This is a genomic window from Bacillus sp. ISL-35, assembly GCF_018613355.1.
Classification (GTDB): domain Bacteria; phylum Bacillota; class Bacilli; order Bacillales; family Cytobacillaceae; genus Mesobacillus.
In genome coordinates this window covers 168,299-192,399 of record NZ_JAGGQK010000002.1, presented here as the reverse complement: position 1 = coordinate 192,399, position 24,101 = coordinate 168,299, and the positions used below count along the sequence as shown (strand labels likewise).

The following is a 24,101-nucleotide window of genomic DNA, read 5'->3' as shown; positions in this document are numbered from 1 at the left end:
CTTTAAGTCCGATAGCTTGCGTTGATTTTCACATAATCATATGAAAGGTCACAGCCCCATGCCATTCCTTTGCCTTCACCAAGATGGAGATCCACGAAAATTTCCACCTTGTCATTCATCAAGTACTCTCTAGCGACTTCTTCGTCGAAAGCAATCGGTGTACTTCCCTTCAGCATTATGATGTCACCAAGCGAAATGTCCACGGTATCCGAATTTACGCTTGCCTGGCTCTGGCCGATTGCTCCAATAATCCTTCCCCAGTTGGCATCTGCACCATAAACCGCGGTCTTGACAAGGTTAGAACCGGCGATTTGCTTGCCAATGATCCTTGCCTCTTCATCAGACAATGCACCGGATACGGATATTTCGATCAGTTTTGTCGCTCCTTCCCCATCCCTGGCGATTTGTTTTGCAAGGCTGGCACAGCTTTCTTTTAACAGTTCAACAAATAGGGGCCATTCAGGATGCTCAGGATTCAGCGGTTGATTCCCGGCAGCTCCGTTTGCCATTACAAGGACCATATCATTTGTCGATGTATCGCCATCGACAGTGATCTGGTTAAAGGTTGTATTCGTTACTTCTTTTAGTGCGTAAGTCAGATCTGCACTTGATATATTCGCATCTGTCGTTAAAAACCCGAGCATCGTAGCCATATTCGGATGAATCATGCCGGAACCCTTGGCTGCTCCTCCGACCGACACTGTCATTCCGTTAATCTCGGCTGAATAACAGGCGTGTTTCATGACTAGATCGGTTGTCAGAATCGCCGTCTGGAAATCTTTTGCATCTTCGGAATCTTTTCCGACAGCAAGCTGTGCGATTCCCGCTTCAATTTTTTCCATTTGCATGAATTCACCGATGACTCCCGTGGAGGCTACAGCTACATGATGTTCAGGAATCGCTAATTTTGCGGCTGCCAGTGCCCTCATCTTCAGTGCATCACTATATCCCTGTTCGCCTGTGCAGGCATTCGCACATGCACTGTTGACGACAACGGCCTGAAGAACTCCTTCGCTGGCAATGCTCTCCTGAGTCACGGCCAGAGGAGCAGCCTGGAAATGGCTTGTCGTGTACACCGCAGCACAGCTTGCCGGTGCCTCACTGACAATCAGTCCTAAATCAAGCTTGTTATAGCGCAATCCCGCATGAATTCCGCCGCACTTGAATCCCTTTGGAGTCAAGATCCCGCCTTCCGGAATTTCTTTGATTAACTTCTGGTCTGTCAAAGCCTGGTACATATAATCCTCCTTTATGGATACAGGGGCATCAGATTAAGACCCGCCGTTTCATCCAATCCAAACATAATATTAGCGTTCTGGACAGCCTGCCCTGCAGCACCTTTCATTAAATTATCAATAACCGAAACAATCGTCAGCCTTCCAGTCCTGCTGTCAGCATGCAAGCCGATATCGCAGTAATTCGAGCCTTTCACTTCTTTAACGGCCGGAAAGATTCCTTCCTTCCTGACTCTTACAAAAGGGTGGCGAGAGTAGGTTTCCTCATATAAATCCAGTAATCTCGAAGTATTCCAATCTTCCTTAAGGTTCATATACATAGTGGTCATGATCCCTCTCGTAACCGGAATCAGATGGGTGCTGAAGGTTATTTTCACCTCTTCACCATTCCAAAGACTTAGCTGTTGTTCAATTTCCGGGATATGCTGATGTTCGTTCACTTTGTAAATTTTGAAATTTTCATTCAACTCAGCATACAAAGTGCCCAATGAAGGCGACCTACCAGCCCCTGATACGCCGGATTTTGCATCAATGATCATACTTTTTGGATCGATCACTTTTTCCTTCAAGACCGGCGCGAGCCCAAGAAGCGCTGCTGTTGGATAGCAGCCTGGGTTGGCGAGAATGCTTGCATGGGCAATTTGCTCTTTGTTCCATTCGCTGAGGCCATACACAGATTCGGACAGAATCGAATCGTCAACCGGTTCATGCTTATACCAATTCCTATAAGTATCAGAGTCTTTTAATCTCAGGTCTCCGGACAGGTCAATGACTTTAATATCTTTGTTAAAAAAGCTTTCGACAAGTTCTCCGGAAACTTTCGATGGTGTTGCCAGGAAGACAATGTCTGCTTCCTCAACGATTTTATCTGGATCGATGCTGGTAAGGACTTTGTCAAAAATGCCTGACAAATGGGGATACTCTGCAGAAACAGGCTTTTCATCCCGTGTTGTATGTACTGACTGAATGCTGAAAGATGGATGATTGTTAAGTATACGGATCAGCTCCCCGCCCCCATAACCTGTCGTTCCGATTATAGCTGCCTTCACGTTTTTCCTCCTTTCACAATATGCATAAATAAACATCTTTTTTTATAATTATTAGTAAAGTTCTTCTTATTATAAAAACTAAATTATAAAAAGGCAACTAAATTATTAACAATATGTGAACATTTCACAATTAGATTGATGATTTTGTATGCTTTACAATATAATTATATTAATATCAGATACGGACGGGTGTATAGATCCCTTAATAAGGTGGTAATCACATGTTGACGGCTGCAACCTTGTCACCAAATATGAATAAGCTGTTTGAAAAAGTCCATAGAATCAAAAATATTGATAAAGGAAGCTTCCTTTTTGAAGAGGGAAATACTGCGAATGAGTTGTACATTATCCAGAGCGGTAAATTTCAGGTCAGCAAAATGATCCCAGATGGGCGTGAGCTGACAATCAGAATGTGCTCTGCTGGTGAGCTGGTTGGAGAATTGACATTGTTCAGTCCGGCGTCGCAGCATATTTTGAACGCCAGGGCTTCTGAAAGCGGGAGCGTTGCGGTCATTCAAAAAGACCGGCTCGAGGACGAAATCGGAAAGGATAGCGGATTGGCACTGGAACTCGTTAAATGGCTTTCCCTGCAGCACCGCAAATCCCAAACAAGGTTCAGGGATTTGGTCCTTCACGGAAAGAAAGGTGCATTATATTCTACTCTGATCCGCCTGGTGAACAGTTTTGGCGTAAAAACCGAAGACGGCATGAAAATAGATGTATCTTTGACAAACCAGGAACTCGCAAACTTCTGCGGCACCTCACGAGAAGTCGTAAACCGCTTATTGAGCGAGCTCAGGAAACAGGATATCATCTCCATCGACAAAGGCTATATAACCATACATGCGCTCAATCGGCTAAAACGGGAAATCGACTGCGAGAATTGCCCGATTGAAATATGTAATATCGAATAGAGAAAGCCGCCAGAACTCTGGCGGCTTTCCTTTCTTTTATAGGATTGCGAAAAGCATAATGATAAAAAACAGTGCTGCGTTTATGATTTCATATATTCCCACCTTCATGACGCTAAGCGGCCTGCCGTAAAATACGATGGCTCTGATCAGGCTTGGTATTGCCGCAACGGCGACAATTGCTTCTCCTGCTGCCAGCCACAAAACCGGGACGAGAAGATGATAGGTCCAGGAGATCCACTTGAATTGACTGTTTTTCTTTTCCCGGATCATCGTTTTCACATAGAAAGTGCTTCCTGTGAAAAACAGAATGCATGATGCAAAGACGAGAATACCCTGCTGATTGATTTCTGCACCAGGCAGATAACTGCTTGCCAGGCCAGCGATGGAAAAAACAATGATTGCACTGAGATCATTCATCAATGCCCTGTCTTTATTTTTGGCCGAGAAATAGGCGTTAAGGATGAAAAATGGAATCATCGCAAACCCAAAGAACACAATCGATGGTGTCGTGAATAATGGGACCATCAAGAATACTAAGGATGGGAGGATATAAATCAGTGCCCATTTGCGATAAAACGGGATTTTCTTTTTCTTGAACATCAACAGAAGCGGATATGTTCCCAAGTATAGTAATAGCCACCCAATAAAAAACGGGATATGCTGCCAGACGATTTCACTTGCCGCTGCTCCGAGCCAGAAAGGGATGATCAACATCGCCCAGGCTCCATGCTGTTTTGGCATAAATAATTTCATGAATGAACACTCCCTTTTGGTTCCTGCCTTAACTATAAAACAGCCGGAAGATATTATAAGTGAAACACATCACATTTTGGCGGCCCCTTTTTCAACTGACACCGAACTGTCAAAAAAGAGGCACTAAAAATAAATAAGCTGCACACCATAGGTTAAATTCAATAACCAATGGCGTGCAGTTCAAGAGTTCATCCTCTTTTCTCAACCTGAAGCTTGAGATAGATTTTCTTCAAATATAGATGCGGCTTCAAAAGATAATAAATTTCCTTTGTGAACGCCAGACTTAACAGGAATAAAAACACAACGACAAAATGGATCTTTGAGAGAATGGAAATTTCCAGGATCAAGCTCATGTCTGGCTGCAGCTGTGCGAGACTGATCAGCCACCTTAACAGGAGGACCGGTTCATCTGCCATGCTGCTCGAAAGCATGATGGCAATCCCGGTCGCTGTACTCGCAGCCATCATGATTTTTACCACCATCAGCAAAAGCCTCCCTGCTGTTGAGCGTGCCTCCTCATCCCTTGATGCATCATATCGCCAGACTATGCCCATCCCAACTATGGCAACTACCGTATATGGGTAGACAATCCATAAAAAAATCTGCAGCATTTCCACTGCTCTCACCTCACAAAAATTACACAATCATCGAACCCCATTAACATTCTAACTGTGCAACTGTGAAGTGACAGTGATAAAAGTCGCCCAACCAGTCAAATTTGACATAAAAATAGGTGGAAAGACGAACTTTCCACCTAAACATGATTAAGTATATAATCAAGAACCCAAGTCACTCCCCTGTCATCTTCCCTTTGAAAGACAGGATAGGCACAATCTTTCAATAAATTGGCCAGATTCGGATCATGATAAAAAACCACCTTGATATTGGCAAGGACATTCAATAACTCTAAATCTGCTTCGTCCCTCAGGAAGACTGCTTTTGGATAAGCCTCTTTTTTGTAACCTTCTATCAGGATGACGTCTGTCTTGAAACAGGATAAAACGTCTATTTCTTCAGACAGGGACCATTGCCCATTTTCCGCTTGAAGGACGAGCCTGCCTCCGCCTTCAATAAGGGAGACGGCTGCTCCTGCGCTCACATGGCATCCGGAATCCTTCTCTTCTGCTATATCCGGTTTACCTCCATGTCCATGGTGTTTGATGGTGGCAACCTTCAGGCCAGCTGCAGATAGCTGCTGGATCAGGCTGAGGCTGAGTGTCGTCTTCCCGCTGTTCTGATATCCTGCCACCTGGAACAGCACCGGTTTTACCAAGGCCAGTCACTGCCAACATGGTCCTCGAGCATCAGGACCTCGACTTCAGTTCCTTCTTCGAAACCTCTTGTTCCACCCGGAAGAATCATAAGTGAATTAGCACCCGCTAAGCTCATGATGATATTCGATTTATCAAGACCGCTCGGTGTTACTACCAGCTTGCCATTTTCGATTGTCAGGGCACTCCTGACAAATCTTGTGAATGGATTTGCCTTAGGGAAATTGGCATCCAGAATCGCCATTTCCTTCCTAAGATGCGGTTTATCGGTAAACAGCATCGTCCTGATGATCGGCCGGGCGAACAGCTCAAATCCTACATAACAGGCAGAAGGGTTTCCAGACAGGCCAAACAACAGCTTGCCATCCATCTGGGCAACCGTCGTCACGCTACCGGGACGCATCGCTACCTTATTGAACAGGACTTCCGCTCCAAGCTTTGCATAAATTTCCGGCAGATAGTCATAATCCCCTACGGAAACTCCCCCGGTCGTAATAAACAAATCCACTTCCTCAATCGCTTTGCTTACTGCATCAAAGCAGGTATCAAAGTCATCAGGCAGCTGGCCGAAATATCTAACTTCAGCTCCTGCCCTGAGGATCTGTGTGGAAATCATATATGAATTGCTGTTGCGGATTTTTCCCGGTTCAAGCGGCTCATGGACATCAAGCAGTTCCGTGCCGGTTGCATAAAGGCCAATCACCGGTTTTTTCGCAACGGGGACCTGAGCATAGCCAAAAGTCGCGAGCATCGCCTGGATTCCAGGATTGATGAACGTACCTTTTTTGACCAGCACTTCCCCTTCCTTTGCATCCTCACCGCGATAGGAAACATTGTCTCCTTTATTATGCTTGCGTTTCGTCTCCATATATTTTTTACCATCACGCTCGACTTCCTTTACCAGTTCAAGCATGACCACAGCATCGGCGCCAACTGGCATCTGGGCCCCAGTCATGATCCTGACAGCCTGGAAAGGTCCAAGTTCTTTATCCGTAAGCATTCCTGCTCCGATATGGTCCACCACTTCAAATTCGACTGGCTGGTTTTGGGAAGCTTCCGCTGAATCGACTGACCTGATTGCATAGCCATCATACGGTGCTCTGTCAAAATGCGGAACATCACTAGTCGCTTTCAGATCCTCTGATAAATAGCGTCCGTAACTCTCATTGATTGAAACATATTCAGTGGAGCCACTCTTCTTGTGCTCCATTACTCTCTTGACTGCCTCTCCGATTGGGATAGGGTTCCTTTTTTCTAACATATAATCAGCTCCTATTGCAGGCTTAACTTTAATTGATTACCCTTTTCATTATAAGAGTAATGTAAAAATGAATACATAACAAACCTCACAGTATTCTCTCATAAAAACTTTTAAAAATATGTAGATTTTTTGTGAAGTGTGATACACATCACCAAGTAGTAACTACTTTTCCTTTATGCTGAGTATGTAAACAGTATACATTTTTTATTGGAGGTCTTTTAAAATGAAAATGCCTTTTGATCAACATTCACTAGTTAAAGATATTGTCAATATATTCCCTCAATCCAGTGATTTATTCAAGAAAAACAGACTAGACTTTTGCTGTGGCGGCAATCGCCCTCTATCAGAAGCTGCACTGGAACAGGAACTTGATGTCCCTGGAATAATGCTTCAGCTTGAAGATCTGTACAAAAAACATAATGGCACCGCCGAAAACATGGAGGTATGGACTGAGACAAGCTCTGAAGATTTGATTGAGCATATTAAGAATAAATACCACCGTGAGCTTGAGGAAGAACTTAAAATGCTAAGCCCATATGTAACCAAAGTTGCGAAAGTCCATGGTGAACGCCATGATGAACTGCTGAAAGTATATGAACTTTTCTATGAATTAAAAAGAGAGCTACTAGAGCACACAGCAAAAGAAGAAGCCACAGTATTCCCGTTGCTTCTGGAACTTGAAAGTGCTGACGTTGAAAAGCGAGAAGGGATCATTTCCGAAATCAAGGAATTGGAGAAAGAACATGATCATGCAGGCTCCATACTGAAACAATTACGCGATATCACAGAGGATTTCAATCCGCCGATCGATGCATGCGGAACATACCGTTTAGTCTACAAGCGGCTTGAAGCTCTGGAATCACACACATTCATGCATGTACATCTTGAAAATAATATCCTGTTCCCGAGATTTATTGCCTAATAAGATTAAAAAAATGACCCCTTTTCTCCTGATGGGGTCATTTTTTTGGTCAATCTATAATGCACCTGAAAACAGCCTGGCGAAGGATTCCTTCGTCCTTTCCCAAAGTCCCCGCTTATGATATTGGACAGCATTGATTTTCTCTGAATCTTCGAGGTCCGCCTCATAATGTGCTACAAGATCCCTGATTGAACTCGTTCCAAACAGGAAGACGTTCACTTCAAAATTAAGATGAAAACTCCTCATGTCCATATTGGCCGTCCCAATCGAAGCGATATTCCCATCGACAATGATAACCTTCTGGTGCAAGAACCCCTTTTTATAGGAATAAATCTCAGCTCCATTACGCAGCAGTTCCGAGAAGTATGAGCGGCTGGCATACTGGGTAAGATAGCTATCATTGATTTCCGGCACCATGATCCTTACTTCTATTCCTTTGGCTGCAGCCACTCTTAATGCCGTCCGTATCGCTTCATCAGGAACAAAATAAGGAGTGGCAATCCAAATCGACTTCGTTGCACAGGACATCATCGTGTAGTAAAAATCACTCATGATTCCTTGCTGTGTATCCGGCCCGCTTGGCACTACCTGGATCGCACCATCCAATTCATCGCTTTCATGTGGCTTTTTCTCGGCTATATGGTTCTCAAGGACCCTTTCACCGCTGACATATTCCCAATCAAGCAGGAAAACATTGTGAAGAGTATAGACAGCCTCTCCAGTCAGCATCATATGGGTATCACGCCAAAATCCGATCTTTTCATCTTCACCGAGATATTCCACGCCTACATTCAATCCGCCGACAAATCCAATTTCGCCATCAATGATGACAATCTTCCTGTGGTTCCGGAAATTGAATTTCTGATTGAAGAACCCGTACTTTAGCGGAGAGAATGGTGCAGCTTTAATGCCTGCTTCCTGCATGTCCTTAAGGTCTGTCGCCGCAATCTTCATGCTGCCGGCAGCATCGAACATGAATAAAACCTCAACACCCTGCCTTGCTTTTTCTTTCAGGATGTCGATGATTTCCCTTCCAAGCCGGTCAGACCTGAAAATATAGTATTCCATATGGATGAACTTTTCCGCTTCCTGCAATTTCTTTTTTATTTCTGAAAATGTCTCTTCCCCATTCTTGAGGATTTTTGCCCTTGAATCGGTCGTAATCGGAGTCAAAGCTGAATTCTTTGCATACTTTGCAAAGCAAAACTGATTTTCAATCAAGAAGGAGAGATCCCTAGACTCTTCATTTCTCATCAGCTTTTCCCATTGGTCTCGGTCCCTGGTACGCTTGCTTTTATATAGGTACCCTTTTAAATACAGCTGTCCTGAAAATAAATAAAAGAAGTACCCGGCGACAGGAAATAATAGCATTACATACATCCACATCAGCGTGTGCTGTGCTGAACGGTTCTCGAGCATCAATGAAAACATGCTGACAAACAGGAACAGGGAGTAAACGGCGATCGCTGCCATTTTAATTGCCTGGCTGTAATCAGTAAAAAAGACGATATAAAAACACACCATTAAAATAAATACAAATAAAAATTCAATTCTTCTTTTTAGCATTCCGGCAGTCTCCAACAAATTTTATCGTAGATTCATGTATACCCATAAACCTTTTGGTTGGAAACATAGTATGCCCAAAATGAAGATACCTCTGCTTTTCCTTTTGAATAAAAAACTGCAGCGAAACGAAAAAAGACCCCGAAGGAGTCTTTAGCCGCCAATATAGGACATTTCGATTTTCTTTCTGTTTGCGACTGTTTCGGCTGTACGTTCATCCGAATAACGGTCGGTTCTATGATTCCAGATATTTGTGACTCGTTGACGAAGTTCTTCATCGGTTGCACCGGCACGCATGAAGTCGCGGATATCATGGCCATTGCCATTGAAAAGGCAGGTGAACACCTGGCCATTTGCCGATAAACGTGATCTAGTACAGCTGGAGCAGAAGGACTCCGAAACCGAAGAGATGAAGCCAACGTTGATATCCGTACCTTTGTAACGGTATTTTTTAGCGACCTCGCCATAATAATCGGGATCTACCGGTTCCAGTTCATGGTGCTGGCTCAGCATGTCATGGATTTGCTTTTTCGTGATGACATCATCCATCTTCCAGCCATTTGTGCTGCCCACATCCATGTATTCAATATAACGGAGCTCCAGTCCTTCCTTTTTGCAGAATTCTGCCATAGGAAGAATCTCGGAATCATTCAGGCCTTTCTTGACGACCATGTTGATTTTTACGCCCAACCCGGCCTTTTTCGCCGCTTCGATTCCCTTGAGTACTGGCCCTACCCCTACATTGCGGCCATTGATTTCGCCGAACAGTTCATCCTTTAAGCTATCCAGACTGATATTCACGCGCTTCAATCCTGCAGCATGCAGCTCTTCTGCATATTTAGGAAGCATGACGCCATTCGTAGTCAATGCGATATCCTTAAGTCCTTCAATCTGATTGAGTTTCTTGACCAGGATTGGCAAGTCTTTCCGCATCAATGGCTCGCCGCCAGTGAGCCTGATTTTTTCAACACCCAGTTCAATGAACAATTTTGCCACACGTTCGATTTCTTCATATGACAACAGCTCACTCTTAGGCAGGAATGCAAAGTCTGGTCCAAAAATCTCGGCAGGCATGCAATACTGACAGCGGAAATTACAGCGATCTATAACAGAAATACGCAAATCGCGGAGCGGTCTATTTAATTGGTCTTTAATTATGCTTTTTACCATATGTGTCAACTCCAATTATAGAAGTTTTGATTATTGACATTGTAACAGTTAAAAATATGGTTCACTGTTAATATTCTCACAGTAACATCAATAGTCCTCTATTTTAAAATAATTGCTCTGTTAAATGAAGACTGTTGATTTTCGTTCCAGGCGCTTCGCTTTCCGCGGGGCTGGCGCTGAGCCTCCTCGTCGCTTTGCTCCTGCGGGGTCTCACCTGACCAGCTGCGCCCGCAGGAGTCTACGCGCCTTCCACTACAATCAACAGGTGTAAAAACAACATTGGACTTTAACAGAGCCAAAATAATAGATTTTACCCTTATGTCTATATTACAACATAAAAACTGCCAGGATAGTGTTTTTATCAAGAAATGTCATTATGTTGTCATATTATCTAAAATAGAAGGCTGCATCAAGGATTTGATGCAGCCTTCTGAGGTTTATTTGTTTTTTACAGGAAGCTCACTGAATATGCCGACATAGTTTTTGATTTCCCCGGCTTCATTTTTTAAGGGACTGATTGTAAGCCATTCAGGATAGATGTTTCCGTTCTTCTTTTTGTTCCATATTTCTCCCTGCCAGAATCAATTCTCCTCAATGGATTTCCACATCCCCTTGTAAAAGGCCTCCCCATGCTTTCCCGACCTCAGGACTCTGGGGTTTCTCCCAATCACTTCCTCAGCTTTATATCCCGTTACATTCGTGAAAGACTGGTTTACTTTTTCAATCATGCCTTTCACATCCGTGATCATGATTCCCTCTGCTGTATGGTCGATGATATTTTTAGCAAGGCTCAATTTATCTTGATAGTACATCCAGATGACGATGATCAGGCTCGCAAGTGCAACCTGCGACAAAGCCATGAAACCAATGGCATAATGCCCTGTCAAATTGAACAGGATGGCCAGCATGAGCGGCGGGAAGAAGCCTCCCAATCCACCCATCGCTGAGACGATCCCATTGACGATTCCCGCCTGTTTTGAAAAATACAGCGGAACCAGTTTGAAGACAGTCCCATTGCCGATCCCCGCGCTGATTGCCACTGTAAGACAGCCAATCGTATAAAGAGTCAGGGAAGGTGTGAAAGACAGCAATATTCCTGAAATGGTCATGCCGGCAAAAACCAGCATCAAGATGATGAATGAGTTGAATTTATCTCCAAGCCAGCCGCCAATCGGCCTGAAGAAGGTAGCAAGGGCAATGAATCCAGCTGTCCTGATTCCGGCATCTACTTTATCAAGCTCAAAATGTGACACGAGGAAGTTCGGCAGGTAAATCGTAAAGGCAACAAATGATCCAAATGTTAAAAAGTAAAACAGGCTCAATGCCCAGAGCTTCTGGTTCTTGTATACACTTTTGATTTGCTCCCCCAGGGGAGTGGCAACTTTAGGTTCATTTTTGTCACCAAGGAAAAAGTTAAGCAACGCAAATGCCAGCAAAAGCACAAGGTAAAGTTGGACCGTTGATTGCCATCCAAGCTGCGACGCAATGACAGGTGCCGAAAAAGTCGTGACCGCAGTTCCGAGATTGCCTGCCCCATAAATGCCGTTCACAAAACCATGGCGTTCTTTTGGATAATACTTCGGGAGTGAGGTGACACCGACAGAAAAAATCGCACCACCTATACCGACCAGCAAGCCGCCGATCAACAGGTCAATAAATGAATCTGCCAAACTGATGAAATACACAGGAAACAGCAAAAATGCGAAGCTGATAAAAAACAGTTTTCGTGCTCCGTATTTGTTTGTCCAGTATCCAATTGGGATCCTCATAACGGAACCCAGGACAACAGGAATGGCAGTCGCCATCGCGATTTGATTTGCTGTCAGTTTTATATCCTCTTTAATGAACGGCATTAATGCGGATAAGATAACCCACACCATAAAACCCGCAACCAGGCTGAGCGTTTGAAGCGGCAGTTGATTTTTTTGTGTTCGCATGATTCTTCCCCTTTCTAGTTTATTTAAAGATTGATGCTTGATAAATAAAGCGTAGAAAAATACCGGGCCTTTTGATGTGAAGAACTTCACTCCTATTTCTTTGTTCAATAAACTGTCACAGTTGTCTTCAAACATCGGAATCAACTGACTTTTTTTATCGATATAATATATCTAGAGCAACTTGTTTCTAAAATGTGAACAAAACGAAGAGATAATGTGACGAGATTTTGACAATTCCTCATGCGTCATTTAGTTAACACTATCCAGGTGTTATTATTGTCTCAATAACGAAAAGCCACGGAAGCTTAAAATCTAAAAAAGGGTGATGACCATGCCAAACACAACGAAAGTGACTCATTCAATAGAAATTAAAGAATTGCTCCAGTTTGCAGACCGGACATTCAAGGTTAAGAAGGGCACATACTTGTTCCAGGAAGGCATGGAGGCAGAGGAGCTTTATTTGATTCTTGGCGGCAAGGTGCAGATTAGCAAGGTCACCCAGGATGGCCGTGAACTGGCGTTAAGGATTTGCGGGGAAAATGATCTATGCGGGGAATTGACCCTGTTTACCGAAGCACCAAAATATTTGCTTAGCGCATTGATCCTGGAGGATGCAACCATTTCCGCAATCAGGAAAGATGTGATCGAAAAGGAGATTTTCCAAAACCCATCGCTCGCATTCGAATTCATGAAATGGATGAGCGACCATTTCCGCAAAACACAGACTAAATTCCGTGATTTAGTCCTTAACGGGAAAAAAGGAGCACTTTTCTCCACATTGATCAGGATGACAAACAGCTATGGGATCCATAAAGATACCGGCATTCTGATTGACCTGCCGTTAACAAATCAGGAACTGGCCAATTTTTGCGGCACATCACGTGAAAGTACAAACAGGATTCTGAATGACTTGAAGCGTGAAGGGATCATCTCCATTAAAAAAGGAAAAATCCTGATCCATGATGTAGATTATTTACGCCAGGAAATCGGCTGTGAAAATTGTCCGGCGGTTTTCTGTTCAATCGACTAATATAAAAAGCGAGTGGAGCTGAGCTCCACTCGCTTTTCTATGATGAGGCAGCCCGTTTGACACGGAGCTGCTTTTTTCATTCCTTTTGTTAGCTTTCCTGCTTTTGTTTTCTCAGCGCTTTCGGAATGTACACGCAGAACGGTTCACTCTCCAGGTAATCTCCTGTCATGGCATATGCCCGCGAACGAGACCCTCCGCATACATGCCTGAACTCGCAAACACCGCATTTCCCTTTGTATTCATCAGGATTCCTCAATGACTTGAATATAGGAGATTCCCTGTAGATTTCAGCAAGAGGCTGTTCCCGGACATTCCCTGCTTTAACCGGAAGCAATCCGCTCGGGAAGACGTCTCCTGTATGGGATATGAATACAAACCCATTTCCATCGTTCACCCCTTTTGGAGCCCGGCCAAGACCATCGATGGATCCGGTCAATCCTTCATTTGTCAGCGCCGTCAAGTAGTTGATTTCGTCTGTATGGTCCCTGGCCTCGCGCATCTTTTGCTGGATAACAACCCGGCGGTAGTGCTGCGCAGCTGTTGTTTTTATGTCAAACTTTACTCGTTTGCTCAAATCATATAGCCACTGGAACACTTTTTCATGCTCTACTGGAGAAATCATGTCCTTTTCCTGGCCGCGTCCTGTCGGGACAAGGAAAAATACGCTCCAAAGGACACAATCCAGATCTTCAACCATTTTTGCCATTTCATCTAAATAATCTATATTATATCGTGAAATGACCGTATTGATTTGTATTAGAATTTCCAGCTCGTGCAAATACTTGATCCTTTCCATCGTTAAATCAAAGGAACCGGCTGTTCCCCTGAAGTGGTCGTGGATTTCTGCTGTGGGCCCGTCGATGCTGAATGCCCATCTTGATAGACCGACCGCTTTTGCCTTCTCGATTGCTTCCTTGGTGACATTCGGTGTTGCACTTGGTGTCATAGATACACGTACACCTTTTTTCACAGCGTACTCAGCGATATCAAAAACGTCCTCCCTCATTAATGGGTCTCCACCTGTGAACACAAGCATCGGATTATTCATTTCGTATATTTGATCGATCAGCGCTTTTCCCTCTTCGAAAGACAGTTCACGCGGGTCTCTTCTATATTGTGCCTCCGCACGGCAATGCAGGCATTTCAACTGGCAGGCTCTCGTAAGTTCCCAAATCACAATGAATGGGTCTTTGTTAAAATCTCTTTCAAACATATTGGCGCCTCCTTAAGTACTTCTCTATATAAAAAGTATATAAGTGTTTCCAACATGTTTAAGTGAACTAACTCACATAAATGATCGCCTATTGCTCTTTTTCTATGACAATTTTGTGACCTGCGATTCTGAAACAATAAATAAAAAACAGCAGGAGATTTCCTGCTGTTTCAAAAGGCTGATTAATCCCTTACACCGAGGGCAATTTTCGCGTAACGTGACATCATGTCTTTTGACCACGGCGGGTTGAAGACAATGTTCACTTCTGTATCTTTGATTTCTGGGAGGTCGGCAAGTGCTAGTTTTACCTGTTCAACAATTGTGCCGGCAAGCGGGCAGCCCATTGAGGTCAGGGTCATCGTTACCGTTGCAAGCCCTTCCTCATTCAAATCAACATCATATACAAGCCCTAAATTCACGATATCGACGCCAAGTTCAGGGTCAACGACCATCTCAAGCGCACCCATAATGCTCTCTTTTAATTCTTCATCCATCGGTGAACACTCCTTTATTAATGCTTTACCTGTTTCTATCATAACAATGATTCATTCCCATTAAAAGCGGGAGGCATCAGATATGCTTAGCAAACCACTCTGCCGAAGCCTCTACACCAGCGTTTGAAACATTATGCCCGGCATGTTCATCTGTAATGAACTCAAACATTCCTTCTGTTCCCTCATAGTTTTTCCTGTTTTGCTCATAAAAATGATAGGCGGATTGATACGGTACTACTGGATCCATCCTGCCATGCCAGAACAACAGCGGACGTTTATTTAGTTTTTCAGGCTGCTGGCTGAGGTCGTACTGTTTCAGCTGATTGAGCAAATCTGAAATTTCTTTCTTTGATATATTGATTTTCACATTCCGTTTTTCCATTTCATTCAGCTGCCACAAAGCAAACTGTTCATATGAAGGATTGCCCATCAGACTTACGCCGGCCTTGATCCAGTCATATTTAGCCATCGCGCCAAGCGTGGTGATGCCGCCCATTGACGTTCCAGCTACACCAATTCTCGAAGGGTCTACGAGTCCTTCTTCAACCAACTCTGCTTTAATCAATGAAAGCTCTTCGATGGAGGTAATGACGATTTCCCAGAAACGGAAGCCAAGCTCTGTTTCAGACAATCCCTCACTGCGGGTTCCATGATATTTCGCCTCAGGCATGATGACCCTGAACCCTTTTTCGGCATAAAGATAGGCATAATGCATGTTTCGTTCCTTTGTGCTTGTAAAACCATGCAGAAAAACAATCAGTGGCATTCTATCTGAAAATTGATTTTGTTTTACGATATGGAGAACGGGAATATCTTGAATGCGTTTCTTTTCGACTAAAATCACTGAATAACCCTCCAAATTGTGCGAACGGACCTTAAATTTTACCGTGCTTTAAAGTATGGAATATGATTTTTTTACAATTTAAATGTAAAATGGTTACCATAGTGGTTATAAGAAGAAATAAACCACCATCCAATATAGGTATTGTAGAACTCTTATGAAAAAAGAGCCAATCATACGCATAGGATTTAAAAAACAGAGAGAAGAAGGAGTATTTATGGCTGAAAAACATTTAATCGCTTTAGACCTGGACGGCACATTACTTACAGATGATAAAAAGATCTCTGAACGGAACAAACGCGTCATCAAAAAAGCGCGTGAAGAAGGGCATGTAGTGATGATCGCTACAGGAAGACCATTCCGTTCGAGTGAAATGTATTACCATGAGCTGCAGCTTGACACACCGATTGTCAATTTCAATGGAGCGTTCATCCACCATCCGCTTGACAGCAGCTGGGGTGTCCACCATTCCCCTCTATCAATCGATGTTGCCAAGGACATTGTCGAAGCACTCGATGATTTTAAATTCTACAATATCATCGCCGAAGTGATCGATGATGTTTATGTCCATTATCATGATGAAAAATTGATGGACATTTTCAACATGGGAAACCCAAATATTACAACTGGTGATTTAAGGCGCTATCTTAAGGCATCACCGACTAGTATGCTGATCCATTCAGATGAGGAGCATGTCCGCAAGATCCGCGCTCACCTTTCTGAAGTCCATGCAGAAGTGATCGACCATAGAAGCTGGGCAGCACCCTTCCATGTCGTCGAAATCGTCAAAAACGGCTTGAATAAAGCTGTTGGGCTAAAGAAGGCCTCTGATTATTTCCAAATTCCTGCTGAGCGGATTATTGCATTTGGCGATGAAGACAATGATTTAGAGATGCTGGAATATGCAGGCCGGGGAATCGCGATGGGCAATGCCGTGGCCGATGTGAAAAATATCGCCAACGACATGACCCTGACCAATGAAGAAGACGGAATTGGTGTGTATTTGAACGATCTGCTGAATCTGAAAGCACTATAGAATTAATGAGAAGTGATTTGTCCGATAGAAAAGAGTTCTATCGGACATTTTTGTATTTCTTCTTGTTTTGGTTTGTCCGATAAAAGGACTATATCGGACACTTTCCCTCCTCCACCCGCTTACGTTTGTCCGATAGAAGGGCTCTATTGTACACTTTTTATCTCCCACCTCTTCTGTTTGTCCGATAAGAAGGCCCTATCGGACACTTTTCATGCCCATCCGCTTCTGTTTGTCCGATAGGAGGGCTCTATCGGACACTTTTCCTGCACATCCGCTTCCGTTTGTCCGATAGGTAGGCCCTATCGGACACTTTTCCTCTCCCACCTCTTCTGTTTGTCCGATAGGAGGGCTCTATCGGACACTTTTCCTGCACATCCGCTTCCATTTGTCCGATAGGAGGGCTCTATCGGACACTTTTCCTCTCCACCTGCTTCCGTTCGTCCGATAGGAGAGCTCTTTCGGACATCTCTCGCTCCTGGTTGTCCGATAGAAGGTCTGGATTCAGAAGTCTCCACTCATTTTCCAGGTTAAAAAATGTCTGAACCTGCCAACTCGAACCTGGTTCGATCCCGATTGTTTTTCCACTAAAAGAGCATACTATGATTGAAGCAGCCAGATTGACTGTTTCAAAATTCGCTCGTAGATGGAGGGGTAAAACGATGGGTAAAAGCAATAAATCCAAGCGTTTTGTACAGCAAGGGGTAGATACTGTCTCCAAGCATTCTCAAAGAATCCCTTACCACACCACGTATGCCGAGGCTGAAGCTCAAAAGATGGCGAATGTCAGAGAGTCCTCTTTAGGGGGGATTTAAATGGGAAACAGGCTTTTTCAGGAAGCTAGGAAGGCTGTCCAATTAGCTCAAACTGCAGAGCCTGCGGAACAAGCTGCAGCCATCAGCACAGCGAAAAATGCTCTTTCTTCCGCATATGCCAATACAACGATGGCGGAAAAAGAGCAGCTAAGGTCATTCCAGGACGAGCTGAATTCAATTGAAAACCAGTAACAGCAAAGCTGGCGGGAATCCCGCCAGCTTTTGCTTTGCCTTATTTATTTGGATTGAACCTTTCGAGCAATACCGGATAGGTGTGGATGATTTCGCCCTCCTTACTGCGTTCGTAAAGATTGAGAATGAGCGATCCGTTTTGCGGCAGCTTATTTTCAGGAATTGCAACCTCAATCGAAAAAGGGTGCCATTTCGGGTATTTTGATTGTTGGACAACTTCTGTTTCAGCAATCAACTGGTTATGTCCATCCTCGACAGTATAGAAGAATTTCCCGCCGATTGGTCTCGCTTCCCCTGATATCTTGTACGAGCCGTTGCCTCCCTCAGACAGAATGCCTTTAAAGACGGGATTTTCGCCTGGAATGTATATTTGCTTTTGATCGGTCAACTGCTGTTTGTCTGTGATTGTTTTTCCGTTAACGGTTATTGCTTTCAATTGTACAGTAACACCATATTCTCCTTCTTTGACCCTTGTTCCATCCTTTTTATAATCCCAGCTTTCCCGCCATTTGATCGTCTCGTGCGGTTTTAGCGCCAGTTTTTCAAACGCCTGGGTAAATGCCTTGCCCTCGGAAAATTGATAAACCTTATTCTTTTGGCCATCCATTACGATGATTTCATACTTCTGGGAGGTAGGAAATTCAAATACCAATTCTCCATCCCCATGGTTTTGCAAAGTCAGCTCAAACTCAGCATGTTCGGGACCAGCTATAGGGTCAATGTAAAAACTGAACTCCGATTTTTCTGGTGTCTGCTTTTCCTGCCCGATCGCCAGTGCCGGTGCAACGGCCATCAAAAGCAAAATGATTAACAAGCTGAATTTCTTCATTTCAAACCCCCGTTCCAACTTTTATTCACGCCTGAAAAATCCAAAGATCCCGGCTGTCTCCACAATATTGGTGAAAGCATGTGGATCGACTTCCTTGATGATATGTTCAAGGTCATACAATTCATACCTTGTAACAACAATGATCAGCATTTCTTTCTCTTCCCCGGAGAAAGCCCCTTTTGCAGGGAGCAATGTAATGCCGCGGACAAGCTTGTCATGGATCGCTTTCTTTAATTCATCCGATTTCTTGGTGACGATCATCGCTGTCAATTTTTCATGACGGGTATGGATCGCATCGATCACCCGGGTCGACACATAGAGAGCGACAAGAGTGTAAAGCGCATTTTCCCAGCCAAAGATGTAACCAGCAGTCATTATAATGATGCCATTCAATGTAAAGAAATATGTACCAACCGGGCGATCCTTCATGCGGGAAAGTACCATTGCGATAATATCCATGCCTCCAGTTGAAGCCCCCCATTTTAAAGTCAGCCCAACACCCAGCGCAGCAATGACTCCTCCAAACACGGCATTCAGCAGGATATCACTCGATACTTCTTTTACCGGAAGGATTTCAAGAAAGAATGATGAAAGCAATACTGAAATGAAGCTATAAAAGGTAAATGATTTCCCTACCTTCATCCAGCCAAGGATTGTCACCGGAATATTCAGCAGTAAAAGAAGGATTCCTGTAGATATATTAAATGGCGCAAATTCACCAAGTATGCTCGAAACGAGCTGTGCAATACCGGTAAAGCCGCTTGCATAGACATTTGCCGGGATTAAGAAGAAATTCAGTGACAAAGCATTCAAAAATGCACCGATCACCACGATGATGACTTTTTTTGTTTCCAACCAGACCATTTAAATCCCCCTTATTCTTTTCTATTCTTCCTGTACCCCTATTTTGCCGAAAATCACTACATTTAATTGTCTTTTTCCCATATTCCCGATAAACTATTAACATATAAAGGTTGAAAGCAGGTGAAAGTGATGTCAGTGAAAATCTTGGCTGACAGTGCATGTGATTTGCCATTGGATTTTTATGAAGAAAATGGCGCTATTTTATTCCCGTTAAAAGTCCATATTGATGGGACAGAATATGAAGATTTAAGAACAATCCAGCCTAAAGAGGTATATGACGCAATACGTGCTGGCAATCTTCCTAAAACCTCACAGGCCTCCCCTGCTGGTTTTAAAGAAGTTTTTACAGAAATGGCTGAAAATAAACAAGAAGGTATATACATAGCATTCTCCTCTGAGTTATCTGGTACGTACCAAACAGCAGTAATGATTGCCGGACAGGTTAAAGAAGATTATCCTGATTTCAACTTGTCGATAATCGATACAAAATGTGCTTCACTAGGACAAGGACTTGTTGTCATGGAAGCAGTCCGCATGGCAAAGCAAAACTTTTCTAAAGAGGAAATCGTTAAAGCCGTGCAATTCCATAGCGAGCATATGGAGCATTTATTTTCTGTCGATGATCTTGACCACCTTGCAAAGGGCGGACGAGTGTCAAAAGCTTCTGCCTTTGTTGGCGGGCTTTTGAATATCAAGCCATTGCTCAATGTTGAAGACGGCAAATTAGTTCCGCTGGAAAAAATCCGCGGTAAGAAGAAGCTGTTGCGAAGGATCATCGAAGTAATGAAGGAACGTGGAGTGGCTTTTGAGGAACAGGTAGTCGGCATTAGCCATGCAGATGACCTCGAGACAGCGGATGAGATGAAAAATATGATCCTTGAAGAGCTTCATGCAAAGGATGTCTATATTACTTCGATCGGTGCCGCGGTTGGCTCCCATACCGGCCCAGGCACAATCGCCATCTTCTTTTTAAATAAACAGCCATCATAACTACATACTCCTTTCAGGTTTTAGGAAAAATAAAATGTACCTAACCTGAAAGGAGTTTTTATTATGCCGCATACATCTGATAACGATAAAAAAGCAAAGGACAATAATGCCCTTCGCCATGAAAAAAATATGATGCGTGAAAAGAACAGGAAGGCTGGCAAGAACGAATATTCCAAGAAGACAGATCACCTGTAAAAAAATAGAGCCCACCGGCTCTATTTTTCTTTTTTATATGTCCAATTTTCTTCCTGATACACTTTGCCTTCTTTCATCAGCCTTCCCAGTGCGCGTTTGAAAGAGCCTTTGCTCATGCCAAAGCGTTCCTGGATATCCTCAGCCATGCTCTTGTCATGGTAAGGCATTGCTCCATTCCGCTGGTCAAGATATGCCATGATTTTCTCAGCATCCTCATCTAGTGCCTCCTGCTTGCGTGGCAGCAGGGAGATATTGACGGAACCGTCTGGCTTCACATCGATAATTCGTCCTTCGACTTTTTCGCCAATCCGCGGCTCTGTACGGCGCTGTGATTCATGGATAAAACCTTTGTATCCTTCAGCAGTGATCATCCAGCTGCCAACCCTTGCCGTGCGGTACACATAGCCGTGTACATTCTTATTGAAAGCACTCCTGTCCGCTGCAACAGAGATTTCCTGGATGACAGGATCCGTAGCCATACGAGCGTAAATCATATTATTGCGATTCACCCTGAGCGTAATATAAAGCAAGTCCCCTTTTTGAGGCCAAACCGACTGGACAACCGGCAAATCTTCCTCACCCAGCAGAATATCCTTACTGATGCCAATATCCAGAAATACTCCGAGCCCTTCCTTTACATCGACAACCGGTACCCATTCATATTGTCCCACTTGGACCTTAGGAATCGTGGTCGTCGCAGCCAGCCTGCCTCTCGATTCCACAAACAGGAACACCTCGACCTTTTCCCCTTCTTCAAAGGTACGGTCGGTATCATTGGAGTGGAGCAGAACATCTTCTTCTCCATCCGATAAAAAGTAGCCGAAATCCACTATTCGTGCTACGGTCAATTCCATAGTCTGACCTGTATATTCATTCAAGGACATAAAATTCCCTCCTGCCTTGTTATTAACATCTTTCCTGAATTACGCAAAGTTGTTTGAACTGCTATATTTTACTATAATGTAAGCAAAAGCGAAAGCGCCTCGACAATCAATGTCTATGGCGCTGCCTAAATTACATAACCCGGAGGTAGCCACATGTCCAAAGAGAGCTCATTTGATATTGTATCCAAAGTAGAGATGTCCGAAGTCACCAATGCGATCAGCATAGCGATGAAGGAAATCCAGAACCGTTACGACTTTAAAGGAAGCAAAAGTGATATTTCACTAGATAAGGAAGAACTCGTCCTGGTTTCCGATGATGAATTTAAGCTTGACCAGTTGAAGGATGTTCTATTCAGCAAAATGATCAAACGCGGAATCCCGATAAAAAATCTGGATTATGGAAAAATAGAACGTGCTTCAGGCGGTACTGTGCGCCAAAGGGCAAAGCTGGTGCAGGGCATTGACAAGGAAAATGCAAAAAAAATCAACACAGTCATAAAAAACAGCGGCCTAAAGGTCAAGAGCCAGGTCCAGGATGACCAGGTGCGCGTGACAGGGAAGAATCGCGATGACCTGCAAAAGATCATTGCCGCCGTCAAGGAAGCTGATCTGACCGTTGATGTTCAATTCGTGAATTATCGTTAAAAGCAAGGCAATACTATATATGGCAAGAAAACGGACTTTGGAGAACATCGTCCGTTTTTGTTTTATATAAATTAATTTATACAGTTCTGTCCCCAGAAAAACGAAAAGTGATGCCTTATTTCTAATTGTTCATGAATGGTTCACAAACCACCTACGGTATTCTCCTATTTACACGTTAAAATGTATGTATTAATCCGGTGTGATATTTATCTGTTTGGAATAGGGAATTTGAAATAACTTTCACAAATCCTTCACAAAGTTCTATTGGATTCCCCCTATTTTCGAGTTAATATACCAGTAGGGGTATAAAAACATTATTTTTTTCGACCGAAAGGATGATCATACAATGGGTAAAAAAATCGTAATCGTAGGCGGCGTAGCAGGTGGAGCAACTACTGCAACCAAACTTAGAAGACTTGATGAAAAAGCTGAAATCGTACTTTTTGAAAGAGGAGAATTTATTTCTTTCGCAAACTGCGGATTGCCATATCATATCAGCGGGGTAATTGAAGACCGCAAAAAATTGCTTCTTCAAACTGTTGAAGGCATGAATGCACGCTACAACCTTGATATCCGCAATTTCTCAGAAGTGACTGCAGTCAACCGTGAAGAAAAAACAGTTTCTATTAAACATGTCCAGACAGGTGAAGAATACACTGAAAGCTATGATGTTCTTGTTTTATCACCGGGAGCAAAGCCAATCGTCCCTCCAATCGAAGGACTGAAGAGCGCAAATGTATTCACGCTTAGAAATATTCCTGATATGGATAAGATCAAAGCCTATCTTGAAGACAACAAACCAAAGAATGCCGTTGTGATCGGCGGCGGCTTCATCGGCCTTGAAATGGCAGAAAACCTTGTCCACGCCGGAGTGAATGTCACTTTAGTAGAGAAATTGCCACAGGTAATGGGTCCAGTCGATCCAGAAATGGCGGCAATTGTTGAAGATGAGTTGAGAAAGAATGGCATTGAGCTGATTCTTGGCGATGGAATCACAGATGTACAGGAAAATGGCACAAAGGTGGTCCTCGAAAGCGGAAACACCCTTGATGCAGAATTGATCATCCTGTCAATCGGTGTACGTCCGGAAAACAAACTAGCAGCAGATGCTGGCCTTGACCTTGGAGAACGCGGCGGGATTAAGGTAAATGAATATCTGCAGACTTCTGATGAATCCATCTATGCAATGGGAGACGCAATCGAAGTGACTGATTACATCAATGGTCAGCCAACGATGATTCCGCTCGCATGGCCTGCCAACCGCCAGGCACATATTGTTGGACATCATATCAATGGACGTAAAATCGCATACCCTGGTACACTTGGTACTTCCATCGTTAAAGTCTTCGAATTGACAGCAGCTACTACTGGTAACAGTGAAAAGCTATTGCGCAGACTTGGAATTCCATATGAAGTGGTCCATATTCACCCGCTGTCACATGCTGGCTATTATCCTGGTGCAGAGCAAATCTCGCTTAAAGTCATCTTCGACAGAGAAACAGGCAAGATTTTCGGTGCACAGGCAGTCGGTAAAGATGGTGTCGACAAGCGAATTGATGTCATTGCAACTGCAATCAAAGGCGGCTTGAGTGTCTATGACCTTCAGGAGCTTGAACTTGCTTACGCACCACCATTCTCTTCTGCTAAAGATCCAGTGAACATGGCTGGTTACGTAGCATCCAATATTGTTGATGGTACAATTGAAACTGTCCAGCACTATGAGGTGGATGCCCTGGTCAAGGAAGGTGCGTTCATGATCGACGTTCGTACCGAAAAGGAACATGCCCAAGGCAAAATCGAAGGTACAAAGAACATCCCGCTCGATGACCTTCGCAGCCGTCTTGACGAGCTTCCAAAAGACGAAACAATCCTGATCACTTGCCAGGTTGGCTTAAGAGGCTACCTTGCTTCCCGAATCCTTCAGCAGAATGGATTCAAAGTCAAGAACCTGACTGGCGGTTACAAGACTTACTCTATCTTTAAAAATAAACTTAAGTAATG

24 protein-coding genes and 1 pseudogene are annotated in these 24,101 nt (G+C 43.7%); 10 read left to right on the top strand and 15 right to left on the bottom strand.

The annotated features are described in order from the left end of the window. Nucleotides 1-2: 2 nt before the first annotated feature. A complete protein-coding gene (gene argJ, locus J7E38_RS04180) occupies nt 3-1,238 on the bottom strand; it encodes a bifunctional ornithine acetyltransferase/N-acetylglutamate synthase (protein ID WP_214704909.1) in 1,236 nt (411 codons plus the stop codon). A gap of 11 nt (nt 1,239-1,249) precedes the next feature. After that, nucleotides 1,250-2,284, bottom strand: a complete 1,035-nt coding sequence (argC, locus tag J7E38_RS04175; protein ID WP_214704910.1) for an N-acetyl-gamma-glutamyl-phosphate reductase — start codon at nt 2,282-2,284, stop codon at nt 1,250-1,252. 221 nt (nt 2,285-2,505) lie between these two features. Here argC and J7E38_RS04170 point away from each other — a divergent pair, with 221 nt between their 5' ends. Next, a complete protein-coding gene (locus J7E38_RS04170) occupies nt 2,506-3,198 on the top strand; it encodes a Crp/Fnr family transcriptional regulator (protein WP_214704911.1) in 693 nt (230 codons plus the stop codon). Nucleotides 3,199-3,234: 36 nt separating this feature from the next. Here the strand turns inward: J7E38_RS04170 and J7E38_RS04165 are convergent, their stop codons facing one another. From J7E38_RS04165 to J7E38_RS04150, 4 genes are all read right to left on the bottom strand, one after another. Beyond that, nucleotides 3,235-3,951: a YwiC-like family protein gene (locus J7E38_RS04165; protein ID WP_214704912.1), complete on the bottom strand. Its 717-nt coding sequence runs from the start codon at nt 3,949-3,951 to the stop codon at nt 3,235-3,237. Nucleotides 3,952-4,139: 188 nt separating this feature from the next. Next, nucleotides 4,140-4,562, bottom strand: coding sequence for a respiratory nitrate reductase subunit gamma (locus J7E38_RS04160; protein WP_214704913.1), 423 nt, complete (start codon nt 4,560-4,562; stop codon nt 4,140-4,142). Nucleotides 4,563-4,705: 143 nt separating this feature from the next. Further along, on the bottom strand, nt 4,706-5,224 hold the full coding sequence (gene mobB, locus J7E38_RS04155) for a molybdopterin-guanine dinucleotide biosynthesis protein B (protein ID WP_214704914.1): 519 nt from the start codon (nt 5,222-5,224) through the stop codon (nt 4,706-4,708). After that, the gene (locus tag J7E38_RS04150; RefSeq protein WP_214704915.1) at nt 5,218-6,483 is read right to left on the bottom strand and encodes a molybdopterin molybdotransferase MoeA; all 1,266 of its coding nucleotides are present in this window, start codon (nt 6,481-6,483) and stop codon (nt 5,218-5,220) included. Before J7E38_RS04150 ends, mobB begins: the two co-directional genes overlap by 7 nt. A 223-nt stretch (nt 6,484-6,706) precedes the next feature. Between J7E38_RS04150 and ric the strand changes: the two genes are divergently transcribed. Continuing rightward, nucleotides 6,707-7,405: an iron-sulfur cluster repair di-iron protein gene (gene ric, locus J7E38_RS04145; protein ID WP_214704916.1), complete on the top strand. Its 699-nt coding sequence runs from the start codon at nt 6,707-6,709 to the stop codon at nt 7,403-7,405. A gap of 54 nt (nt 7,406-7,459) precedes the next feature. Here the strand turns inward: ric and cls are convergent, their stop codons facing one another. From cls to J7E38_RS04130, 3 genes and pseudogenes are all read right to left on the bottom strand, one after another. Further along, a complete protein-coding gene (gene cls, locus J7E38_RS04140) occupies nt 7,460-8,971 on the bottom strand; it encodes a cardiolipin synthase (protein WP_214704917.1) in 1,512 nt (503 codons plus the stop codon). Nucleotides 8,972-9,121: 150 nt separating this feature from the next. Continuing rightward, nucleotides 9,122-10,138, bottom strand: coding sequence for a GTP 3',8-cyclase MoaA (moaA, locus tag J7E38_RS04135; RefSeq protein WP_214704918.1), 1,017 nt, complete (start codon nt 10,136-10,138; stop codon nt 9,122-9,124). 437 nt (nt 10,139-10,575) lie between these two features. Further along, nucleotides 10,576-12,075: pseudogene (locus tag J7E38_RS04130) on the bottom strand (nitrate/nitrite transporter). A gap of 331 nt (nt 12,076-12,406) precedes the next feature. Here J7E38_RS04130 and J7E38_RS04125 point away from each other — a divergent pair. After that, a complete protein-coding gene (locus J7E38_RS04125) occupies nt 12,407-13,105 on the top strand; it encodes a Crp/Fnr family transcriptional regulator (RefSeq protein WP_215038186.1) in 699 nt (232 codons plus the stop codon). Between the two features lie 88 nt (nt 13,106-13,193). Here the strand turns inward: J7E38_RS04125 and J7E38_RS04120 are convergent, their stop codons facing one another. The 3 genes from J7E38_RS04120 to yjfP form a co-directional block, all read right to left on the bottom strand. After that, complete coding sequence (locus J7E38_RS04120) at nt 13,194-14,318, bottom strand: TIGR04053 family radical SAM/SPASM domain-containing protein (protein WP_214704921.1); 1,125 nt, start codon at nt 14,316-14,318, stop codon at nt 13,194-13,196. A 182-nt stretch (nt 14,319-14,500) separates the two neighbouring features. Beyond that, nucleotides 14,501-14,812 (bottom strand): metal-sulfur cluster assembly factor, encoded by a 312-nt coding sequence (locus tag J7E38_RS04115; RefSeq protein WP_214704922.1) that lies wholly within the window; start codon nt 14,810-14,812, stop codon nt 14,501-14,503. 76 nt (nt 14,813-14,888) lie between these two features. After that, nucleotides 14,889-15,656, bottom strand: a complete 768-nt coding sequence (gene yjfP, locus J7E38_RS04110; RefSeq protein ID WP_214704923.1) for an esterase — start codon at nt 15,654-15,656, stop codon at nt 14,889-14,891. Between the two features lie 214 nt (nt 15,657-15,870). Between yjfP and J7E38_RS04105 the strand changes: the two genes are divergently transcribed. From J7E38_RS04105 to J7E38_RS04095, 3 genes are all read left to right on the top strand, one after another. After that, entirely contained in the window at nt 15,871-16,689 is an 819-nt protein-coding gene (locus J7E38_RS04105) for a Cof-type HAD-IIB family hydrolase (protein ID WP_214704924.1), read from the top strand. 659 nt (nt 16,690-17,348) lie between these two features. Further along, entirely contained in the window at nt 17,349-17,501 is a 153-nt protein-coding gene (locus J7E38_RS04100; protein ID WP_198528153.1) for a hypothetical protein, read from the top strand. After that, nucleotides 17,502-17,693 (top strand): DUF3813 domain-containing protein, encoded by a 192-nt coding sequence (locus J7E38_RS04095; protein ID WP_214704925.1) that lies wholly within the window; start codon nt 17,502-17,504, stop codon nt 17,691-17,693. 40 nt (nt 17,694-17,733) lie between these two features. Here the strand turns inward: J7E38_RS04095 and J7E38_RS04090 are convergent, their stop codons facing one another. Together J7E38_RS04090 and J7E38_RS04085 are read right to left on the bottom strand one after the other, a co-directional pair. After that, complete coding sequence (locus J7E38_RS04090) at nt 17,734-18,522, bottom strand: BsuPI-related putative proteinase inhibitor (RefSeq protein WP_214704926.1); 789 nt, start codon at nt 18,520-18,522, stop codon at nt 17,734-17,736. 21 nt (nt 18,523-18,543) lie between these two features. Beyond that, nucleotides 18,544-19,386, bottom strand: coding sequence for a YitT family protein (locus J7E38_RS04085; RefSeq protein WP_214704927.1), 843 nt, complete (start codon nt 19,384-19,386; stop codon nt 18,544-18,546). A 129-nt stretch (nt 19,387-19,515) separates the two neighbouring features. Here J7E38_RS04085 and J7E38_RS04080 point away from each other — a divergent pair, with 129 nt between their 5' ends. Both J7E38_RS04080 and J7E38_RS04075 read left to right on the top strand, forming a co-directional pair. Further along, nucleotides 19,516-20,376: a DegV family protein gene (locus J7E38_RS04080; protein ID WP_214704928.1), complete on the top strand. Its 861-nt coding sequence runs from the start codon at nt 19,516-19,518 to the stop codon at nt 20,374-20,376. 63 nt (nt 20,377-20,439) lie between these two features. Continuing rightward, complete coding sequence (locus J7E38_RS04075; RefSeq protein ID WP_125478228.1) at nt 20,440-20,571, top strand: DUF3941 domain-containing protein; 132 nt, start codon at nt 20,440-20,442, stop codon at nt 20,569-20,571. A gap of 20 nt (nt 20,572-20,591) precedes the next feature. Here the strand turns inward: J7E38_RS04075 and J7E38_RS04070 are convergent, their stop codons facing one another. Next, the gene (locus tag J7E38_RS04070) at nt 20,592-21,455 is read right to left on the bottom strand and encodes a CvfB family protein (RefSeq protein WP_214704929.1); all 864 of its coding nucleotides are present in this window, start codon (nt 21,453-21,455) and stop codon (nt 20,592-20,594) included. Nucleotides 21,456-21,608: 153 nt separating this feature from the next. Here J7E38_RS04070 and J7E38_RS04065 point away from each other — a divergent pair, with 153 nt between their 5' ends. Continuing rightward, nucleotides 21,609-22,100: a YajQ family cyclic di-GMP-binding protein gene (locus J7E38_RS04065; protein ID WP_214704930.1), complete on the top strand. Its 492-nt coding sequence runs from the start codon at nt 21,609-21,611 to the stop codon at nt 22,098-22,100. Nucleotides 22,101-22,446: 346 nt separating this feature from the next. After that, the gene (locus J7E38_RS04060; protein ID WP_214704931.1) at nt 22,447-24,099 is read left to right on the top strand and encodes a CoA-disulfide reductase; all 1,653 of its coding nucleotides are present in this window, start codon (nt 22,447-22,449) and stop codon (nt 24,097-24,099) included. The last annotated feature ends 2 nt before the right edge of the window (nt 24,100-24,101 follow it).

Excerpts from the sequence above, each read along its gene's own strand:
- argJ (WP_214704909.1), bottom strand. The coding sequence starts at position 1,238 with ATGTACCAGGCTTTGACAGACCAGAAGTTAATCAAAGAAATTCCGGAA.
- J7E38_RS04170 (WP_214704911.1), top strand. The coding sequence starts at position 2,506 with ATGTTGACGGCTGCAACCTTGTCACCAAATATGAATAAGCTGTTTGAA.
- J7E38_RS04165 (WP_214704912.1), bottom strand. The coding sequence starts at position 3,951 with ATGAAATTATTTATGCCAAAACAGCATGGAGCCTGGGCGATGTTGATC.
- J7E38_RS04160 (WP_214704913.1), bottom strand. The coding sequence starts at position 4,562 with ATGCTGCAGATTTTTTTATGGATTGTCTACCCATATACGGTAGTTGCC.
- J7E38_RS04150 (WP_214704915.1), bottom strand. The coding sequence starts at position 6,483 with ATGTTAGAAAAAAGGAACCCTATCCCAATCGGAGAGGCAGTCAAGAGA.
- ric (WP_214704916.1), top strand. The coding sequence starts at position 6,707 with ATGAAAATGCCTTTTGATCAACATTCACTAGTTAAAGATATTGTCAAT.
- cls (WP_214704917.1), bottom strand. The coding sequence starts at position 8,971 with ATGCTAAAAAGAAGAATTGAATTTTTATTTGTATTTATTTTAATGGTG.
- moaA (WP_214704918.1), bottom strand. The coding sequence starts at position 10,138 with ATGGTAAAAAGCATAATTAAAGACCAATTAAATAGACCGCTCCGCGAT.
- J7E38_RS04125 (WP_215038186.1), top strand. The coding sequence starts at position 12,407 with ATGCCAAACACAACGAAAGTGACTCATTCAATAGAAATTAAAGAATTG.
- J7E38_RS04120 (WP_214704921.1), bottom strand. The coding sequence starts at position 14,318 with ATGTTTGAAAGAGATTTTAACAAAGACCCATTCATTGTGATTTGGGAA.
- J7E38_RS04115 (WP_214704922.1), bottom strand. The coding sequence starts at position 14,812 with ATGGATGAAGAATTAAAAGAGAGCATTATGGGTGCGCTTGAGATGGTC.
- J7E38_RS04105 (WP_214704924.1), top strand. The coding sequence starts at position 15,871 with ATGGCTGAAAAACATTTAATCGCTTTAGACCTGGACGGCACATTACTT.
- J7E38_RS04100 (WP_198528153.1), top strand. The coding sequence starts at position 17,349 with ATGGGTAAAAGCAATAAATCCAAGCGTTTTGTACAGCAAGGGGTAGAT.
- J7E38_RS04095 (WP_214704925.1), top strand. The coding sequence starts at position 17,502 with ATGGGAAACAGGCTTTTTCAGGAAGCTAGGAAGGCTGTCCAATTAGCT.
- J7E38_RS04090 (WP_214704926.1), bottom strand. The coding sequence starts at position 18,522 with ATGAAGAAATTCAGCTTGTTAATCATTTTGCTTTTGATGGCCGTTGCA.
- J7E38_RS04085 (WP_214704927.1), bottom strand. The coding sequence starts at position 19,386 with ATGGTCTGGTTGGAAACAAAAAAAGTCATCATCGTGGTGATCGGTGCA.
- J7E38_RS04080 (WP_214704928.1), top strand. The coding sequence starts at position 19,516 with ATGTCAGTGAAAATCTTGGCTGACAGTGCATGTGATTTGCCATTGGAT.
- J7E38_RS04075 (WP_125478228.1), top strand. The coding sequence starts at position 20,440 with ATGCCGCATACATCTGATAACGATAAAAAAGCAAAGGACAATAATGCC.
- J7E38_RS04070 (WP_214704929.1), bottom strand. The coding sequence starts at position 21,455 with ATGTCCTTGAATGAATATACAGGTCAGACTATGGAATTGACCGTAGCA.
- J7E38_RS04065 (WP_214704930.1), top strand. The coding sequence starts at position 21,609 with ATGTCCAAAGAGAGCTCATTTGATATTGTATCCAAAGTAGAGATGTCC.
- J7E38_RS04060 (WP_214704931.1), top strand. The coding sequence starts at position 22,447 with ATGGGTAAAAAAATCGTAATCGTAGGCGGCGTAGCAGGTGGAGCAACT.